At 34.5% G+C, this 18,458-nt stretch carries 18 protein-coding genes and 1 tRNA gene; 7 read left to right on the plus strand and 12 right to left on the minus strand.

What is annotated here, in order from left to right; genetic code table 11:
• Nucleotides 1-30: 30 nt before the first annotated feature.
• The 4 genes from BW724_RS12245 to BW724_RS12260 all read right to left on the minus strand — a co-directional run bounded on the left by BW724_RS12245 (nt 31) and on the right by BW724_RS12260 (nt 4,650).
• Nucleotides 31-1,320 carry a histidine--tRNA ligase gene (locus BW724_RS12245; protein WP_088075487.1) on the minus strand — a complete coding sequence of 430 codons (1,290 nt, stop codon included), beginning with the start codon at nt 1,318-1,320 and terminating at the stop codon, nt 31-33.
• 330 nt (nt 1,321-1,650) lie between these two features.
• Nucleotides 1,651-1,914: a hypothetical protein gene (locus BW724_RS12250; RefSeq protein WP_088075488.1), complete on the minus strand. Its 264-nt coding sequence runs from the start codon at nt 1,912-1,914 to the stop codon at nt 1,651-1,653.
• Between the two features lie 277 nt (nt 1,915-2,191).
• On the minus strand, nt 2,192-4,078 hold the full coding sequence (selB, locus tag BW724_RS12255) for a selenocysteine-specific translation elongation factor (protein ID WP_088075489.1): 1,887 nt from the start codon (nt 4,076-4,078) through the stop codon (nt 2,192-2,194).
• A gap of 164 nt (nt 4,079-4,242) precedes the next feature.
• Entirely contained in the window at nt 4,243-4,650 is a 408-nt protein-coding gene (locus BW724_RS12260; protein ID WP_088075490.1) for a DUF3942 family protein, read from the minus strand.
• Between the two features lie 217 nt (nt 4,651-4,867).
• Between BW724_RS12260 and BW724_RS23645 the strand changes: the two genes are divergently transcribed.
• Nucleotides 4,868-4,964 (plus strand) — tRNA-Sec (locus BW724_RS23645).
• 118 nt (nt 4,965-5,082) lie between these two features.
• On the opposite strand, the gene BW724_RS12265 is transcribed toward BW724_RS23645, so the two are convergent.
• Nucleotides 5,083-6,324 (minus strand): tyrosine-type recombinase/integrase, encoded by a 1,242-nt coding sequence (locus BW724_RS12265; protein ID WP_176371397.1) that lies wholly within the window; start codon nt 6,322-6,324, stop codon nt 5,083-5,085.
• 115 nt (nt 6,325-6,439) lie between these two features.
• Nucleotides 6,440-6,628: a helix-turn-helix domain-containing protein gene (locus BW724_RS12270; RefSeq protein ID WP_088075492.1), complete on the minus strand. Its 189-nt coding sequence runs from the start codon at nt 6,626-6,628 to the stop codon at nt 6,440-6,442.
• Between the two features lie 353 nt (nt 6,629-6,981).
• Between BW724_RS12270 and BW724_RS12275 the strand changes: the two genes are divergently transcribed.
• Together BW724_RS12275 and BW724_RS12280 are read left to right on the plus strand one after the other, a co-directional pair.
• The gene (locus BW724_RS12275; protein ID WP_088075493.1) at nt 6,982-7,641 is read left to right on the plus strand and encodes a restriction endonuclease; all 660 of its coding nucleotides are present in this window, start codon (nt 6,982-6,984) and stop codon (nt 7,639-7,641) included.
• Between the two features lie 63 nt (nt 7,642-7,704).
• Entirely contained in the window at nt 7,705-8,310 is a 606-nt protein-coding gene (locus tag BW724_RS12280; protein WP_088075494.1) for a hypothetical protein, read from the plus strand.
• A gap of 452 nt (nt 8,311-8,762) precedes the next feature.
• Here the strand turns inward: BW724_RS12280 and BW724_RS12285 are convergent, their stop codons facing one another.
• On the minus strand, nt 8,763-9,863 hold the full coding sequence (locus BW724_RS12285; RefSeq protein ID WP_088075495.1) for a hypothetical protein: 1,101 nt from the start codon (nt 9,861-9,863) through the stop codon (nt 8,763-8,765).
• A gap of 487 nt (nt 9,864-10,350) precedes the next feature.
• On the opposite strand from BW724_RS12285, the gene BW724_RS12290 reads away from it, so the two are divergent.
• The gene (locus BW724_RS12290) at nt 10,351-11,283 is read left to right on the plus strand and encodes a hypothetical protein (RefSeq protein ID WP_088075496.1); all 933 of its coding nucleotides are present in this window, start codon (nt 10,351-10,353) and stop codon (nt 11,281-11,283) included.
• A 138-nt stretch (nt 11,284-11,421) separates the two neighbouring features.
• On the opposite strand, the gene BW724_RS12295 is transcribed toward BW724_RS12290, so the two are convergent.
• From BW724_RS12295 to BW724_RS12315, 5 genes are all read right to left on the minus strand, one after another.
• The gene (locus tag BW724_RS12295; protein WP_140354962.1) at nt 11,422-12,321 is read right to left on the minus strand and encodes a replication-relaxation family protein; all 900 of its coding nucleotides are present in this window, start codon (nt 12,319-12,321) and stop codon (nt 11,422-11,424) included.
• 2 nt (nt 12,322-12,323) lie between these two features.
• Nucleotides 12,324-12,599, minus strand: coding sequence for a hypothetical protein (locus tag BW724_RS12300; RefSeq protein WP_140354963.1), 276 nt, complete (start codon nt 12,597-12,599; stop codon nt 12,324-12,326).
• Between the two features lie 793 nt (nt 12,600-13,392).
• Nucleotides 13,393-14,022, minus strand: coding sequence for a hypothetical protein (locus BW724_RS12305; protein WP_088075499.1), 630 nt, complete (start codon nt 14,020-14,022; stop codon nt 13,393-13,395).
• A 617-nt stretch (nt 14,023-14,639) separates the two neighbouring features.
• Nucleotides 14,640-15,119 (minus strand): HNH endonuclease, encoded by a 480-nt coding sequence (locus BW724_RS12310; RefSeq protein ID WP_176371398.1) that lies wholly within the window; start codon nt 15,117-15,119, stop codon nt 14,640-14,642.
• Nucleotides 15,120-15,519: 400 nt separating this feature from the next.
• A complete protein-coding gene (locus BW724_RS12315) occupies nt 15,520-15,705 on the minus strand; it encodes a hypothetical protein (protein ID WP_088075501.1) in 186 nt (61 codons plus the stop codon).
• Nucleotides 15,706-15,912: 207 nt separating this feature from the next.
• Here BW724_RS12315 and BW724_RS12320 point away from each other — a divergent pair, with 207 nt between their 5' ends.
• The 3 genes from BW724_RS12320 to BW724_RS12330 all read left to right on the plus strand — a co-directional run bounded on the left by BW724_RS12320 (nt 15,913) and on the right by BW724_RS12330 (nt 18,448).
• Nucleotides 15,913-16,647 (plus strand): hypothetical protein, encoded by a 735-nt coding sequence (locus BW724_RS12320; RefSeq protein ID WP_088075502.1) that lies wholly within the window; start codon nt 15,913-15,915, stop codon nt 16,645-16,647.
• Between the two features lie 216 nt (nt 16,648-16,863).
• Entirely contained in the window at nt 16,864-17,508 is a 645-nt protein-coding gene (locus BW724_RS12325; RefSeq protein WP_176371399.1) for a class I SAM-dependent methyltransferase, read from the plus strand.
• Nucleotides 17,509-17,836: 328 nt separating this feature from the next.
• Nucleotides 17,837-18,448, plus strand: a complete 612-nt coding sequence (locus BW724_RS12330; RefSeq protein WP_088075504.1) for a class I SAM-dependent methyltransferase — start codon at nt 17,837-17,839, stop codon at nt 18,446-18,448.
• Nucleotides 18,449-18,458: the final 10 nt, after the last annotated feature.

Raw genomic sequence — 18,458 nt, forward strand, 5'->3', positions numbered from 1 at the left:
AGATAATTACAAGGAAATTAACTTACCAGCCTAACCTTTCTGAAATGGAAACGACTCTATTTTTTCCTCACCAGAAAACATATCTTTGATTTTAATCTCATTATTTTCCACTTCATACTCCCCAATAATAATGACGTTACGATACCCTTCTTTGTTTGCTTTATCTAATGCTTTTCCAATTTTTTTATTACTCATTTCATATTCAACCTTAAAACCTTTATTCCTATAAGCATTTGCAACAAGTAAAGATTCCTTTTGTGTCCCTAAAGGAACAATATAATAATCGACGTTTGGATTTTCGTTTACTTCTTTCTTAGACATACTTATTGCTGTATAAATGACATCTAACCCGAAAGAGATTCCTACAGTAGAAAAAGTATCGTTAGTTCCGATAAGACCTCCGATTGCATTGTCATATCTTCCCCCACTTCCAATGCTTGACTTTACAGATTCGTTTGACAGAAATATTTCATAGATCGTCCCAGTATAAATCTCTAATCCCCTTGCCAAAAATGGGTTAAATACACATTCCTTACTTACACCAAGATAGTTTAAATAGGATTCTAACTCCCTTAATTCCTCCAAGCCTTGCTTTACTAGTTCATCTTGTTCTGAAAAAGATTCAAAGTAATCAAACCTTGTATTTTCTTTATCGGTTAAAAATTGTTTTACCCTATTGATCGTATCATCTGATAGATCTTGTTCCTTCAGCTCAGATAAAACTGCATCAACCCCAACCTTTTCCAACTTATCTAGTACGAGAACAACTTTATTAATCTTCTCTTCTTCTGTACCAAACACTTTAAGCATTCCAGTTAATAATTTTCGATTGTTATATTGAATGGTCACCTTTAACTCAAGCTTACGAAATGCATCTAATGCCATGACCATTAATTCTGCTTCTGCAATTTGGGACTCGACTCCTACAATATCTACATCACATTGGGTGAATTCTCGAAATCTTCCCGTCTTAATTGGTCCATCTCGAAATACTTTTCCAATTTCATATCTTTTAAAAGGCATTCTCAGTGTCGGATTCATTGCAACTACTTTCGCAAACGGAATGGTAAGATCATATCGTAAAGCTAAATCGCGATCTCCCCTATCCGTTAACGTGTACATCTCTTCTAGTATCTCAGCCCCACCACCGTATTTCGAAGCAAGTAATTCTGTGTAGTTTAAGATTGGCGTTTCTAGTGGTTTGCATCCGTATTGAATGAATACATCTTCTAGCTTTCTTCTAATATCTCTTCTAACGACTTCTGCATTTGGTAAAAAATCTTGTGTTCCTTTTACATTTTGATAATCCATCTTCTTCATTTTCTTAACCTCCAGTTTTTTATAAAAATAAAAAACCGCACCTGATTTATGTGTGTAACTAAATCAAATACGGTTTAATGATAAATAGCCTTCCTATTTTGATTTTTTTCAAAAAAATCGTTTAGCAAGGCTACTTGATATGATGATGTAATTGGAAAAACGGACTATCAAGTCTACATGAACCCATTTCTCTCACCTCTAATTTCCATTTAATGTATCACATCATGTTTTAGATATCAATAGATTTCTGGCCCACAAGCCCTATTTTTTAACTTGATAGTGTTGTATAGATAAGTTCCCAAAATTGATAAAACAAATAAAATGAACAACCTAAATATAAATACCATCTAAGTCTCTTCTTTCTGTAATTGCTGTATGTACTTGCCCCAAACCAAAGCCAAAATAGATTAAAATTAATGCACTAATGATCTCAATTGCATCTAGTCCAAGCATTCCTAAGATAATAGTGGAAATAAATGCAAAAACTAATAAGGTGGCAAGTATTCTATTTCCTGAGTGCCTAAAATCAATAGCTTTATCGAAAGCTTCTGCTTCTTGTTTAGCCGCTTCAATTTGCTGTTTATTATATTGCATTTATCTTACCTCCCACCTCTTCCTACGCGACATTTAGTAAAAGGTTTCACCATTTCTTATAGAAAAAGTAATGAAGTGGAATAAAGCTTGTGAACAGGGTTGTAAGACAATGCTATAGTGCCCGAAGCTAACTGGGCTCGGGCTCGTCGGGTACTGTTTCTTCATGATAGTGCCAGATGCAATCAAATTAAAGTGTATTTTTTATCATATGTAAAAAGGCTAGGACAAAAGAAATATTCGCCCTAGCCATCTAATTTTAATGTTATTTTTCCATTCCCTACTTCTGCCACACCCGCTCGTTCCCGTCACGTTTTGTCAGACCTAGTTTATCAAGGTGCTCCATAAATGGTACCAAGTATTTTCTACTTAAGCCTAATACACTTTTTGCGTCTTGAAGGGTGAAACGAGTATCTGTCTTTTCAAATAATTGTTTAACACCTTGATCAAAGGCTTCCTTTGTCATCACAAGCTTTTCATCTAACTCTACTGCTCGGTCAGACCGAATTAGGAAATGACGCAACTCCTCTTGCAAGTCTTTAGGAATTCCTGCATCAACAGCAACCTCTTCATACGCAGCAACCTCAAGACCTTGTTTCTTAAGCGTTTCTTCCAGTTGCTCCATACGCTTTGACCATTGTTTTGGAAAACTCGGTTGGAATTGTGACAGTGCGATATACTGTCCGTTCTTTACGAAATCCTGACCACCTGTTACTACATCTATGACCAAATCAGCCAACTGCTTACCATAAGACGTTAATGATTGCCTTATTTCTGCTTTATTTTTACCCTCACGTAGAGGATACGCTTCGTGAAATTCAGAGAGATCCTCCCTAATCAGCTCCACCATTTCATCAAATACAGAAGTTAGGAGGAAATAATCGCCTAGCTTCATAACTTTTTCATCAGCTTCAAGTTTTGAAAGCAACAAGACACCTTCATCATTATCCATTGCAGCTTCCTTCAGTAATTCATACTGTTTCAAACCCTTTTCTTTTTTGAGAATGTCAATAATTCTTTCTGATGGAGTCCCTTCTTTTTTACGGGCAAGCATATCTACGGTCGCTTGACCAAATTTATATTTTTCTCCATGGGGATCTATGACCTCGCCGCCACCAATTGTTTCAGCTGGAGTAGGGCGCCGCACAATAAAGCGGTCTCCCCGCTTCGTAACCACTGGACTGTCGAGTCTCAGCTGGCACAACACATTTTTTCCATCCGTTAATTCATTACGGTCAAAAAAAACAATCTTGCCATACACTTCCGCTGTTCCAAGATGGAGCTTAATATAGCCCCGTTGCTTTAATGGATGATCGAGGTTCTCCACCGTATCAAGGGAAATATCAATCGTATCCGTAGTGCTGTAGTATTGGGTAGAAACAAGGACATCGCCACGCTTCATTTCATGCTTCGAAATACCACCTAAATTTATAGCTACACGTTGACCTGCACGAGCAGAGGTCTGTGGTTCATGATGAACTTGCATTTGCCTAGACCGCACCTTTCTCCCTTGAGGAAGCAATTCAAGTACATCACCTTCGTTTACCATTCCCTCATAAACCGTTCCTCGAACAACAGTACCTTGTCCGTGTACGGTAAAGACTTGATCGATTGGTAGACGAAAGGCCCCAGTCGCGTCCCGCATCGGAACATCCTTTAAGTATGCTTTTATTTTTTCCTTTAATTCTGGAATACCTTTTTTCGAGAGGCTGTCCACAAAAAGCAAGTCGGAACCTTCGAAAAATGTGCCTTCCACCTGTTCATAAATATCAGCTTCGATAAGTTCGATCATGTCGTCTTCCACTTGATCCATTTTTGTTACTACAATGAGTCCCTTATGTATTCCTAGAAGGTTTAAAATATCAAGATGTTCCACTGTCTGAGGCATAACCCCTTCGTCTGCTGCAACCACCAGTAAAACGAGGTCAATGCCAGCCACCCCAGCTATCATCTGCCTTATAAATTTCTCGTGTCCTGGCACATCAATGATGGAGACATGAGATTCATCATCTAATTTTAAGGGAGCATATCCCAACTCAATGGAAATGGCCCGCTCCTTTTCCTCTTTTAATCGATCTGTATCTATGTTTGTGAGTGCCTTTGTTAGGGTCGTTTTTCCATGGTCAATATGACCTGCCATGCCTATTGTATAAAAAAGCTCAGCCATGAGTTGTCTCCTCCTAAAAAACAAATAAAATAAGTTCAGCCACTTTATGTACAGGTATATTTTAACACAAAACATTCGGGGACCAGGTCCCCGAATGTTTTGTGAACAGAAGAAAAGTGTCACAGAGGAAATTACGCTCTATGACACTTGAAAATCAAACTAAACTATAATGAAAGAAGCTCTTTAAAGACTTCATTCAAGTAATTATCTATCGTATTAATCCTGAACGTTTCATTTGTTTTCGTACTGTATAACTCGCCGTTCCGCACTGCCAATAAATCTAATTCTAAACTCTCATCATTCTCAAACTTAACGACAGAAATAGTATTTTTTTCCCCAGACGTATTGTCCGTATTGGTTTGAAATCGTAGCTCTACTCCCCCCATCTTAATATAGCTACGGGAAGTCGATGCATTGCATTGATAAGATGCATCCTTCACATTACCAATCTTCTGCCTCAACTCCGTGAAATAACCTGCAATATCCGTACTCCAAATTTTTATAACCTCGTCATCTGGAATTCGATTCAAATAAGCCTTTGCCCGCTGAGAAAACTTTTCCTTATAATCCACTATCACACCCCCACCCAAATTAAGTAAAAAGTAAGTATAAATTCTGTTACCTTATTTATATTCCTATACTCGTCTCGTTATAATAGAATCTTTTACCTACTTTTTTATAAATTATGAATCAAAGGATAAATATGGGGTTCTGGAAAGTGATTACAGAGAATCCCTTCACTTGTCATGTAGTTATTATGAAGATATAATGTATGAATATAATCTATATGGGGCCGGATGTGTAACTGGTGTTTGCCGAGGTCTTCAAAACCTTTTGGGAGGCGCGTGACGTCTCCGCTGGGTTCGATTCCCAGACGGTCCCGCCAACCCTTGATACATAAGGCTTTTTGTTGGTTATGCTTGGTAGGTAGTAGGTTGTAGCAAACCCACAATTTATGCTTGAGTGCCGTTGGAGTGCCATAGGAGTGCCATTTTTGTTTTTTTCTATTCATTATCAAATGCTGAATCGAATATGTCAGCAGCACTATCCTGCAAAGATGGAATTACGTGAGAATAAAGATCCAGAGTAATTCCGATTTTAGAATGACCTAATCTTTCTGAAACAATTTTCGGATGGACATTTGCTTGAAGCAAAATGGTAGCATGCGAATGCCTCATGTCGTGAAAACGACTGTCTGGTAATTCCGCCTTCTTGACTGCTTTTTTGTACGCTAATCGTAATTCAGAAGGATGAACGTAGTTTCCAGCCGAATTAAAAAATACTAAGTTATTTGGATTAAAAGATTTTCCTAAAACCTTTTTTTGATGATCACTTTTCCTTTTATGTTCTTCAAGAAAGTTTATTAAATTCTTCCCCATGACAATATGACGCTCTTGTCCATTTTTGGTAGTATATTTAATTTTTACTCCTACTTTGCGAACGTCATAGGCCGTTTTACAAATAAAGAGCTTTTTATTCTTAAAGTCCACATCTTCCCATGTGAGAGCCCTTAATTCACCTAATCTCGCTCCAGTATAGGCAGCTGAATAAATAATGGGACCATAAACTTCATTAGATACAGCGTGATTTAGAAGTAATTCTAACTCACCAGACGTATACGTTATAATTTTTAGTTTCTGAACTTTTGGCGGCTTTACCTTTTTAACTACATTCTTCTCGACAAATTCGAGATCTACTGCATCTGAAAGTGCCTTTGACAACACACGATGATGATGTTTAACCGATTGTGCAGATAGTAGACCATCATCCTCTTCCGAATCCAACATATTTTCTGTTCTTACCTTCCTTGTATAATAATCCTGAATATCTCTAGGCTTTAATTTACTGAGTAAAATATCCCCTAATGCTGGTTTTATATGAACCCGGATCATTCGCTCATATCCAAGAAAAGTATTATACGCCGTATTGGTCTCAACATAAGTCTTTAACCAATAGTCCAAATAATCTCCCAATTTTATCTCTTCATTATCCTCTGATTCAGTTGATTTGTTTGAATCATTTGAAGCTACTTCATCATTAGCTACAGCTGTTACGTTAGATTCCGTTTTCTCAGGTTCGTTATTATATAGATCCGCTATTGCCGCAGTCATTGCTTTGCGCGCCTCGGTTCTATTTTTAAACCCTCTTCTTACGATTCGCTTCCTTTTACCAGTTTCATCTTTTCCTAATTCAATTGTAAATAGGAAGTAATTTTTCTTTTTATCTTCTCGTACATTGCCAGTCATTATCGTTCCTCCTACTTTAATAATTGACTGGGCCTCGTACATGACACTATATATATTATACTAAACTATTTTATTTAGATAAATATAGTAATATATGGCCCAGTCAGTTTGTTGTTCATTTATTTGTAATCCCTTCAAACCATTGCTCAAATGATTTTTTTGAAATTAATATCCTTGCTCCAATACGGACAATGCGAAAGTTTTGAGAATGTACTAACTCATACGCTTTCACCCTGCTAATACCCAAAATTTTCTCCACATCACGTACCGTCAAAACTTCTGGATAATCTATTAATCTACGCATTTTGCACCTCCTGCTGATTATTGAAATTTATTTCTACCTAATTTAGGAGCTTAAGAACTACCACATTAGTTGAACTATCTTAAGATAATATTGAGAAAAGTAGTAATGTAAATCTTAAGGGCTAGGCTAATACTATTCTTCTCGTTACTACCTTATCGGCACAGACTGTCAAAATTCGCATGGCAAAAAGACAAAAACTTTATTCCATTTCTGCTTGATTATGGAAGGTGATATACAGATTGTATTTTAAAAGAAAATGTCCCCTTTTAAATCATTCCAAGACTTTAGTTAAGGTATTTTTTGTCAATGCTTGTCCATACTAAGGTTAAACTATTATAAAAAGGGAAAATGTTATGGCTAAAAGAAGAAGTTCACGCAAGAAAAAGAAAAAATTTTCAATTGAACGTTTAATTTATTTTTCTATTGTTGCCTTTGCAGTTATTGATACGATACAAGAGGAATATCCAGGACTTCTTTCATTACTTGTTAGTTGGACTGTGATCGTATTAATAATTGTAGGTATTAGCTACATATTGTATAAAAATGGTGGTTACAGACTAAGCTTTGCAAGTAATCGCTTAAAAACATCGTTGATAAATGAAGTTGATTCTATGGATGGTCTTGAATTCGAACATTTCTTGAAACCTCTGTTTGAAGCGAAAGGTTTCCATGCAAAAGTAACTCAGGGATCCGGAGATTTTGGAGCTGACCTCAAATTAACAAAACAAGGGAGAACAACAGTAGTACAAGCTAAACGCTATTCCAATAGTATTGGTGTATCAGCTATTCAACAAGTAGTATCTGCGAAAGCAGTGTATAAAGCACAAGATGCTATCGTTGTAACGAATCAGTTTTATACTCCAGCTGCAAAGAAACTTGCTAAAGTTAACCGTGTAAAATTAATTGATAGAAACGAATTAAAGGATATGATTACTGACTATCACTCCACCAGCAGTTCAACTGTGTTATGTCGAATATTAAATCCGTTTGGATTGCGACTAGACCGTGATTAAATTAGATAACAAATTAGAATAACAAACCTCCTAAAATAATATCTTCTCTTAGGAGGTGTTTTTTTGTATAAATTATTTAATAAACAAAGGTACAATAAACAAAGTGACCTTGTTAAGAAATATGGAAACTACTTTACTGTTGATGTTGGAATTCAAGAAATTAACCCTAAAGACATTACTGGTCTATCTTTACCCGAGAAAATTATCAAGAAAGATAATAAAATGAAAGCATTACGCAAATCAGTTTTAGAAATAGGTTGGTTAGATAAATTTCCACAGACATTATGCTTAGAAAGATTGCCTACCGGAAAATATACTGTTTCTTCTGGGGGAAATCATCGTAGTTATTTAGCTAACGAGTTAGGATTAGAAAGAATTGAAGCATTTATTTCTATTATTGTTCCTGAAAACATGCTTATAAAAGGTATGGGAGAAATAGAGGAACTTTTCGAAGAACAAACGCTTGTATCTAAAGAAGCGAAGAAAATAGGTGATTGGTTAAATTCTAAAGGTATCCACGCTGAAAATTACAAAAAGGAAAATGAATTGTTTGATAGTTTATGTAATCGAGAGCGAGAAATTTTTAAAGAAATTGACGATATTGTATATAAAGTGGCGAAAGAAAATAATTTAATTAAAGCTAGTGATCGTTATGACCGTTGCTTTTGACGGTCTTTTATTTGTATTTGTTTAAAAGAAGACTTTCATATAAGATACGATACTACAATTAACTCTTCTACACACCTTCATAAGTTTTCTCTATATCCTTTTTAATTAGTAAACAAATATACAATCCTAGCTTTACCAAATCACTTAGTTTGATAAATATCCTTAATCAAGTAGAGATGGTTTCAATGCCAAGTTTCCAATTTGGCAATATAGGTAGGAAAAGACAATAGAAATTAAGCCAACAATGAGTACTGTTTCTATATACAGTCGAGTGTGTTGACTGAGTTAAAGTGATTGCTCCAGTAGGAATAAGTTAACATCAACTTCAATCAATCCTTAATAAAAAAGCACCATGGATCTTAAATCACGGAGAGCTTTTAGTGAAATAGAAGAAAGATCAAATCCTAATAAAAAAGCCACTCTCTAGAGCAGCCTAAAAATAATAATATCTCTTATTTTTGAAGTATCTTGCCGGCTTGATAATAAAAGAACATTTGATTCCCATTAATCGTAGAAGCTTTATCTCTATAATCTTTATAGGTTTTTACTGCCTCAGTACTTATTGATAAAACTGTAGCAATCATAGTTTCAGTTAAACCTATAAATTCTGCTGTTGGTGATACTGCCATACCAAACAAAGAAGGTACTGTTAACTTACTAGTTGCCACTCTATAAGATAACTCTTTTAAATAAATATTAGACTCACATTGTTCTTCAATTTCCAATACTGCTGGCTCTACCTCTTCCCTATACAATCGCTCAACCTCGTATAGAAAGTCATCACTCCATTGTTCATTGTTTATATTTTTAGAATATTTAAACATAGCTGACCTAAACCTAATTAGTTCTCTATTCAATTCCTTCCTTATATCTAAAACCTCACCTATCGTAGCTTTTTCGAAACAAGGTAGTCTTTGCATGGTATCAGCAGTAAACCCAGTATGCTTCATTTTCTCTGTAGTTGATCTATAGTTTTTAATTAGTCCCATCCCAAAGAAACTTCCAATTAATTTACTAACATGCTGATCATAAAGTGGGTAGGTATTGCCTTCTAGGGCGGAACTAGTTACTGACTCCATGAATTCATTTAGTACTTGCTCAAAATAATTTCCGTCATTTGGAGTATAGGTTTCTAACTCTAATACACCATTTTCTATAATATTTTTAATTTGCTCAAACCCAGAATCATAAATTATTTTATTTGCAATCTCTTCGACTTTAGGTTTTGTGATGACAAATCCTTGACGGTACTTTTTCCTTAATGCTATTTCTTGTTTTGACAAAACTCTTTTACTTAAAATCTTATAGTATCTATCCATCAAATGAAAAAGGGTTTCATCTGATTGTCTCATCATTTCCCGATAAAAATACGCTTGATACTTTTCAGACATTTCACTCATTTTATCAAGACTAGCAATCATGGAAACACCAGGACTAGCAAGTTTCACATTGTCAGCATAAACCAAACCAACCTTAACTAGACTTATATCTTTTGCAATGCTTAAATTTGTATTTGGTTGAGTACTAACAGTAATAGAGAAAGCTTTTTTCACTTGTCATCACCACACTTTTTTTTAATTCTATCATATAATGAGAATTTCTCACATAATAAAAAGAACCTCATGAAGGATGCTACTGTAATCCTGAAAAGGGTATTAAATTATTTTTATTTCTTCTCTATCCCCCCCTCCTTCAACGTACCAAATCTCTATAATCTGCAACCTCCACAAGAATAACTTTAATTCCCTTTTTATCTATCATCTCAGTCGGCACAAGCAAGAATTACAACCTACCGCAGTATTAGGAAGGTAGTCCATTTACCTTAAAAAATTTTATACCCCCTAACGAATTTGGCTATTTTCCTTTCGTCTATTAATCTATGGTTATACAGGTTGAATTACTTTATTGGCCAATAAGTCTTTCGCATACATTATGGAGGTTCTTACCTTCTATCCTGTAAATCAACAAGTGCTTTTACTTCTAAGTAAGAGGAAATTCAATGATACACGAATTATAGCATCTAAGAAAAGAGGAAGCTAAATGCCATTAACAGCAGAACAAATAGATGAAATAAGAGCACAATCGTTTCTAAACCATATTGACAAGGTTTGGATTAAAGAAAACTATAATGTTTCGGTTAGAACTGCCGATAGAATTATTAAACGACTGGGATTAATACATGCCAAGCAAAGGACGATCCAGGTTATTAAAGGCTATCTTTCAGGTGATTCAACCAGGAAATTAGCTAAAACCTATAATATGAGTGCCCAAAACGTTAGACAACATCTTAGGGTTAGAGGCATAAAACTAAGAGAAGCACGGAACATGTATCAAGCAAATTTTAATTACTTTTCAAAGATTGATAGTGAAGAAAAGGCGTACTTTTCGGGCTTCGTATACGCCGATGGATGCTTGACCAGAAAAGGGACATTGACGATTACAGTTTCAAAGAAAGATAGGGATATATTAGAAAAATTTAAGAAGGCAATGGAGGCAGAGCACCCTATAAGGCACCATGTAGCAAAAACTCGTGTTGGAGATTTTGAAGTTACATCATTTGATGTAACTTCTCCAATCTTAGAAAAGGACCTACAGAAAATAGGGGTTGTTCCTTGCAAAACTTTAAAGATTACATTCCCTAAAAATTTGAAGAAAAGTCTATATAAGCCCTTTATTAGAGGTTATTTAGACGGCGATGGTACATTTGGTCTTTATAAAAATGAACAATACTCTCTCGATTTGGAAGGAACAGTATCCTTTTTAGAGTCGGTACGTGAAATAATACAAAAAGAGGTGGATGTTCCAGCAACTGCAAAACTTTATGGCGCACATAAGTCCAAGAACATACAACGTCTTCAATTGCGAGGAAAACACCAAGTCATGTCCGTGTTAGAATGGCTATACCAGGATTCTAAGATACACTTAGATAGGAAATATAATAGATTTCTAAAGATGTATAATATAAAAAAATAAATTATAGTATGAAGAGTTTCATAAGTAAGTAGTAAATGGATGTCAATTGACATCCATTTACTTGTGAAAATTGCTCCAACAAAATATATCCTCTTACGCAATTATTGGGATAACGGAAAATCCCCCAAAAAATTTATTTTAATCATCAAAAAATAATAGCGGTACTTTTATTTTCTTTATTCGGGCGTCTATATTTGAATCAAAGTACTCATTAATTAACCGTTTCTTCTTCTCAGTATTTTCGACTCTTTCTCCACCTATAAATCCAAAATGTGCACCTATCACAATCGTTCGATTCTTTTCAGGGAGTTCATACCACTTTTTATGGGCTTCTTTATATAGCTCTTTCCTAATACGTTCTTCTTCTGCCTGAACATATTTCTGGCGTTTTTCTTCCCAACTTGTTTCTGTTTTTTCTACAACTGGTTGTTGTATTGCTTCATTACTTTCTTTATAAGTCTCCACTTTGTCAATCTCCATTGATGTTGCTCTTGAAGGGATGGGGATGTTATTATTCAGTAACAATTCTTGATTATTTTGAAGTAGCTGCATTAATCTGTATTCCCCAACTAAAATATCCACCTCCCAACAATAATGCACTAGCCCAATTGAAGCAGCACTAAAAATACGTTTTAAGTTTGCATTTTTTTCCAATGGCACATCGTCTTGACTAGTTACAAATGTTATAGCAATCCATGGAATTGGTTGATTCTTATTTAAGCAGTGATCGAAAAAGTTTTTATAATTCTCAAATTTCCCCACCAGTTGACTTAGACGCATTGAACCCGTATCAACTTCCACTGAAATAATTTCCCCATTCACCAATTGCAATTCTCCATCTGGGAGTAACTTGTTGTTCTCATAATTTTGTGGACAATATAAATTATGTCGGACAAAATAACCATCTCGCTCTTTACGGATCGCATATTCTACAAACATCAAATGATGTTTAATTGTTTTTTTTATATCGGAGAGCCTTTTTGCAGTAAAATCACCATACACGCCACCGAAACCAGCAGTGGGATCTTGTTGGTCCACTTTTATATAACCCTTAACAAAATCCACACCTTTTTTTTTAATAAATGAATATCTTCCTTTGAATCATTGTCACTACTCTTTGAAGATATTAGCCCTTCTTCTTCACGAAGCCTCTTTATAGCCTTTGACACATACGTTTTTTTAGTATCAATACAAGAGTCTAAGTGGTTAAAAAGAATTAAAGCTAATAGTTTGTTCGTTAGAAAACGATACTTATAAATCTGTTCCAATATTCTTTTCTCTAGTTTTGTTATGCTGTTTCTTGACTTTCGTTTCATTGTTATTTCTCCTTCGAAAAAAAATTTTTTGAAAGCTTGATAAGGGGATATTGCAGAAATCAATTCCACCTATTGTATATATTTTTGAAGGGCAGCTATGATGGATCTTTTTCTTCTCTTATCTCATCCCTTCCCCATATGAAAAAGCCCACTTGTAGACATCTAGAGATAATGTCAACAAGCGGGCTTTTTTCCCTTTTAGAAATAAATAATAGAATTACTTACTTCTTACGATTATATTCTAAGTCATTTTTTCTACAAAAATTGAAACGACTTAACAAACAATAGAATAGTTTTCCGCATTGCGCGGCACGATACATCCTATCCTCAGATAGAAATTAGAATAAAAGATTAACTTATATTTTTATTATAGATAGCCTATTCGTTTCGGTAAACTGGTAAAAGAACCCATACCTTGTGGGTGATGTTCTGTTTATGGGATTATGTGAAACAAACAAAATTGCAATCAAGCGGCGAAATTTAAAGTGCAATTTAAGCTATATATTCACATAAGAAAATCAGCTCCTAAATGTAGCCCTAACCCTTGAATAAACAGGGTATTTGCAAACACAAAAAAATACACAGGTTATGCAATTAAAAATGCTACGACTAAATGAGCCACTGGCAAGTAAAAATATCCTACATCCCCAATAACACAAGGAAAATTGTTCCTTTTTTACCACCAATTATATGTGGAAACTTTGGAAAAAAAATAGTCCGGCATTCGTTTATCTTTTTGAAGAGAAGATTAAATCAGTAGAGAAGGCAAACAACTTTCTCCACTGCAGGTCATTTATTCATTTAAAATATGCTTGTTAACCAATTCACTAAAGTTGTCATTCACATAATTTTTAACGAATTTGTCTCTTTCTAATGAATTATCTTTTTTGAAGATCTTCATCCACTTATATTTAACTTTATTATTTTCCTGCCAAGTATTTAGCGCTTTAACCTCTAATGCAATAATTATATGGTGGAGGTCCCGAAGTTCTTTAATTCTTCCCTCTTTATCAATTTCCATATAAGTGGATCTAATCAATTCATGAATTTCTTGTTTATATTTTTCCAATTCATCAGCTACCTTTTCCCATATTTCTGTATCTGTAAAACCTTGTTCAGATGGTATATCCATCATCAATAGTCCTTCCTCATTTTGGTCTACACCTATTCTTCTTAAATCAAAAAACATGTGTAGATTATCAAAGATATCGTCCAAGGGGATATTTTCTTCGGCACTCAATCTATTAATGTGAATTGCAATTTTTAAATCTAAACTATCATAAACCTTAGTATTTCTAGCTCCTACCTTTTTCGTATTTAAATGATGAATATTCCTTTGACTTAAGGAGTTAAACCAATTATTTAAAGTATTCGCGTGAACTCCTACGTTATTCGCTACTTTGCTCACAGTTATTTGTTGCACTTTGCTCGCCTCCACTATGGTTAGTAAAATTTTACACAAGTGCTAAACTAGCTTAGTAGTCAAAGCTTTTCCGTAAAAATGCTTTTACTCCAACTTGCTAATTTAGTCCGTACTAACCTTATCGGCAGATTCATGGCAATCTCGTGGATGTAATTTCTTCCATTAAGCAAGAAAAAAGACTAAGGTATTTTACCACCTTACTCTCCCTAAACATTTCTGTTTTCAGGACGTTATATCAATACATAATTATTGCGTTAATTTCATCAATGCGTGAACAATATTGTTACAATGTTGGAACAACTTCTGCCATTAGATTGTAGTTTAGTACCAATGCACGTTATGAATACTACAACAAAGCCTTCTCTACTTAAATATATAGTTAGTATAGATGTTTTATATATGTTGTATGTGTGTTGTATATACATTGTACATGTTTTCGGTATAAACTATGCCACATCATCTATCATTTGTTTCTCTCTACACTTCAATCAGACAGACTTTTTAATCTTCAATTCCTAATCCCTATAAACAGCTATTAAGAATAAACTTAGATTAGTTTAGCACCCGTGGTTAATTGACATATCTTATACGTTGAGAAAAAACAATAATCCTGTAAACTACTTACACAATCCCTTTTCTATAAAATTTTCATAATCTTTATATCCCTTGTTTCGGTTACAGACAAAACAAGCGCAAACACAATTTTTTACTGTCTTCTTCCCACCCTTCGATCGAGGTAAAACATGATCAATAGTATTTCCAAACTCACCACAATAGTGACATGTATAATTATCACGATTGAAGATAAACTCCCTGAAAGTTTTCCTATTAAATAAGTTAAGTATAAGTTTCTCATGGACAACTCTAACATTGCCCTCGTTTACTAGAATACAAGCTACATCGTAATCGATCGCACTCTTGTATCGTTTTCCGCTACTAGTCTTACCTTTTATATAAATTTGTTCACTATCACTTAGAATGCTGCTGTCATAACTGAATAATATATCCTCTACCTTATGTTCCTCTCTAAAAGGGGTACATTCTAAACAATAACCTCTTCGCTTTCCTTTACCGCCGCCTTTTGCTCTAAACTCCATGTAATATTTAACCTCTTTGCATATTCGGCATTTTTTATAAATACGACAACAATTCCCTTTTACGACCGATATCTCCATTTTACATTCACCCTTTTCTGTGTAGTAACACTCTACATTCCACTAAACTACTACCACAACATTCGTGTTTGAATAATTCTATAATTATTATTATGTTACTTATATATCTTTTCACGAAAAGAGACCCCTTAAAAACTCCTAAAATCAAATTTTTGAAACCCAAAGATGTTCAACTTCTTAATCCCTCTTCCTCGAAATGGAATGTTAATTAGGTGTAACCGGAGGTGTGTTTATTTAATTGGGTAAGGGGTGAGGTCAAAGCAATAACTAATCACCTCTTACCCCGAAGTGATCAGTAGTGCCACTCTATAAGAAATAGGCACTAATCGTTTACTATGAACTGACGCATTTCTTCTTCGGATAAATCCTTAGGTAATTTACCGTTTTGCTTACAGTATTCTGCCAGCGCTCTTGTCCTCACCTTTTGTTCGTTAGGACTAGGCGGAAAAGCAAAGACTCCATCGGGAAAAGCATCATCAAATTCTTCTATCTTCTTTCGATTCACCATAAATTACTCCCCCTCTAAAACATCATTATAGTTTCCAAAAAAGAACAAACGTTCTTTAATATTATATTAATACAACCTACGAAGCCATATCAAGATGATTTTAAGCTTCAATCGCTATTCCTTTGAAATAAAGTCAAACACAGGGCACACCTTAAATATGTTTTCGTTTCATTTCCTGTTATGATGGTTAAAAAGGAGGTGTTGGATGTGGAAATTTCTGAGGGTAAAGCACAAGTCATTCATCTTTTAGTAACACAGATTCAAGAAAATACTTCTATTGATTGTGTAACAAAATTCTCTCTATCGACTTATGCTACGCAATTGAAATTCAATAGTTACGTAGTAGGGATTTCACCGACTGATGACACGGTGTTTAGCAAAAACATCGACATCGAAAAGGTCCAATACCTAATGACTTATATCGTTGAATACCTTGTTAGCAACACACTAAGTGTTGAAAATTTTGCACTTACTAAGTATTACTTAGACTCACTGTACTTGCTCCTAACGGATCATGGGGCCCTTCATATTACATACCAACCATCCTTTTTATTACGAAGCAGTGAATTGGGTGAGCAGTTAGGCGTTTCTCGAACGACTATCAAGAGTATGGTTAAAAATGGAATGGAGACTATTGAACAGGTAGGATATTCTTCTTTTCCGAAACATAACGAGTTTTACTGGAAGGATGGCATCTGGGCTTCGCGGATACAAAGCATACACCAACAACAAAAGATACGAAATCAAACGAAAGAAGATCTAATTAGAGAAATTGAACAGGATATTAATGATTTTACTAATCGCTACAACGGGGATTTTCATACTGTATTTGCTGATGTGTTAAGTGGAATAAAGAACAAATATGACCTAGCAGAACCAGATGACTTTGCAGATTGGAAGGGTTTATTAGAGGACTTAGAATTGTTAAAGAGGAATAGTTGATTTTCATCATTAGTTTAGTGTTATACAATTACCGTTTATGAAAATAAACGATTGTTAATAAAAGATATATTGTTTTACTATCTGTACTCCTAGAACTTAACATCCCAATTACTAAAAATCTCAGGAACAATTTTAAAATCTTAACTTTTATTCAGTCCCTTGATATAGTATAAGAACATACATTCATTAAAAATATAAAAGATAGCGGTGAAAAGTTTGATAAAAGAAAATGCAATACGATCAATACCACTTAAGGTAGACCCATCAAGTGGTGAATTTTTAGAGTATTTAGCACGGTATTATTTTATACTCCCCTATTGTAAGGGACGAGTTTTAGACTTAGGTTGTGGGTTCGGATATGGAACTAAATTAGTGGCAAAAGCAAAGAAGAAGGTTATCACAGAATTAAGAGGAATGGATTTCAACAAAGAAGCTGTAGAACTTGCACATAAATATCACTATCATCCACTTCTATCTTTTCAACTAATTAATCCTAATAATTGTTTATTGGATAATAAAGACTTATATAATACAATCGTGTCTTTAGAACTTTTTTCAGTTATACAAAACCACAAAGAATTTTTAACAACAATATATCATTCCCTACACCCCGGTGGTATGCTTATTCTGTCTATTCCATTAAAGACCAAAAAGAAACAGCCCCAAAAGAGTCATGACCATTTATTTGGTTTAACCGAAAAGGAAATTTATGATTTATTGTATAACGATGGATTGGGAATAGCATTCATTCAAGTAGAAATTTATTTCCAGCGAGGAGTTGTCATTGAGAAAAATAAACAAGACAATATGGCATATCCCAAAGCGATTGTTGTGGCAAGAAAGGATACTGCCATTTTGTAGCTGAACATTGAATAATATTCTAAAAAACGATGTTCTTACTACAATCTAACCACTCCCTGTGGTAATATGGTTTATAAGTCATAAGTAGTAGGCGATATCCAAATAAGATGATATTTTCGTTTTATGTAAGTCTTGTGCAGGAACAAAAAAACAAAAGACAAACGTTTCTCTTTGAAAAAATACTAGATTTTTTTAATTGTAATAATAAAGGAAGTGTTCAAAATTCCCTTAAAAGATTCCTCTCTATCCTCGGAACCCTCGTAACAAATCATTTTTCCACCAATCCGGTGAAAATTTAAAACAAAATAAAATAAGCGGTGATTATTTTATGTTGGATTATACTGGAGAACGGGTAATCCCAGAACAAATGAAGCCAGATAATGGACTCTTGTTAGAACACTGTGCCCGGTATTATTTTGCTAGCAGCCATGTTCATGGACGAGTCCTTGATATAGCTTGTGGTGCTGGTTATGGTAGTAAAATGCTATTAGATTATTCTGTAAACAAAGTAACGGAAGTTGTGGGAGCAGACATTGACGAGAAAGCGATAGCATATGCTAACATTCACTACCTGAATCCAAAAATGACTTTTACTACAGCTGATGTCATGGACAAAAACTTAAAAAGTAAGATTAATACGTTTGACTCGATTGTTTCATTTGAAACTATTGAGCACGTTAAGGATGATCGTTACTTTATAAAACAAATGCTTTCATTACTTAATCCGAAAGGAACTTTAATTTTGTCCACTCCTTTTGGAGAAGGTAGAGACTATCCATCTAAATGGCCATATCATTATTTTCAACTTACTCAGGAGGAATTTAAGGCACTCTTTAACGACTTTTCAACTGTGGAGTTTTACTTCCAAAACGGAGTAATGTTCGAACCTCCACAAGAAAGTCGCCATTATCCTCTCGGTGTAGCTATTGCAACCAAATAAGAGTTGATAA

The organism is Litchfieldia alkalitelluris, from assembly GCF_002153425.1.
GTDB classification, from domain to species: Bacteria; Bacillota; Bacilli; order Bacillales; family Salisediminibacteriaceae; genus Evansella; species Evansella alkalicola.

Excerpts from the sequence above, each read along its gene's own strand:
- BW724_RS12310 (WP_176371398.1), bottom strand. The coding sequence starts at position 15,119 with ATGGAGTTTAGAGCAAAAGGCGGCGGTAAAGGAAAGCGAAGAGGTTAT.
- BW724_RS12250 (WP_088075488.1), bottom strand. The coding sequence starts at position 1,914 with ATGCAATATAATAAACAGCAAATTGAAGCGGCTAAACAAGAAGCAGAA.
- BW724_RS12265 (WP_176371397.1), bottom strand. The coding sequence starts at position 6,324 with ATGACTGGCAATGTACGAGAAGATAAAAAGAAAAATTACTTCCTATTT.
- BW724_RS12270 (WP_088075492.1), bottom strand. The coding sequence starts at position 6,628 with ATGCGTAGATTAATAGATTATCCAGAAGTTTTGACGGTACGTGATGTG.
- BW724_RS12290 (WP_088075496.1), top strand. The coding sequence starts at position 10,351 with ATGCCATTAACAGCAGAACAAATAGATGAAATAAGAGCACAATCGTTT.
- selB (WP_088075489.1), bottom strand. The coding sequence starts at position 4,078 with ATGGCTGAGCTTTTTTATACAATAGGCATGGCAGGTCATATTGACCAT.
- BW724_RS12275 (WP_088075493.1), top strand. The coding sequence starts at position 6,982 with ATGGCTAAAAGAAGAAGTTCACGCAAGAAAAAGAAAAAATTTTCAATT.
- BW724_RS12330 (WP_088075504.1), top strand. The coding sequence starts at position 17,837 with ATGTTGGATTATACTGGAGAACGGGTAATCCCAGAACAAATGAAGCCA.
- BW724_RS12245 (WP_088075487.1), bottom strand. The coding sequence starts at position 1,320 with ATGAAGAAGATGGATTATCAAAATGTAAAAGGAACACAAGATTTTTTA.
- BW724_RS12315 (WP_088075501.1), bottom strand. The coding sequence starts at position 15,705 with ATGGTGAATCGAAAGAAGATAGAAGAATTTGATGATGCTTTTCCCGAT.
- BW724_RS12300 (WP_140354963.1), bottom strand. The coding sequence starts at position 12,599 with ATGAAACGAAAGTCAAGAAACAGCATAACAAAACTAGAGAAAAGAATA.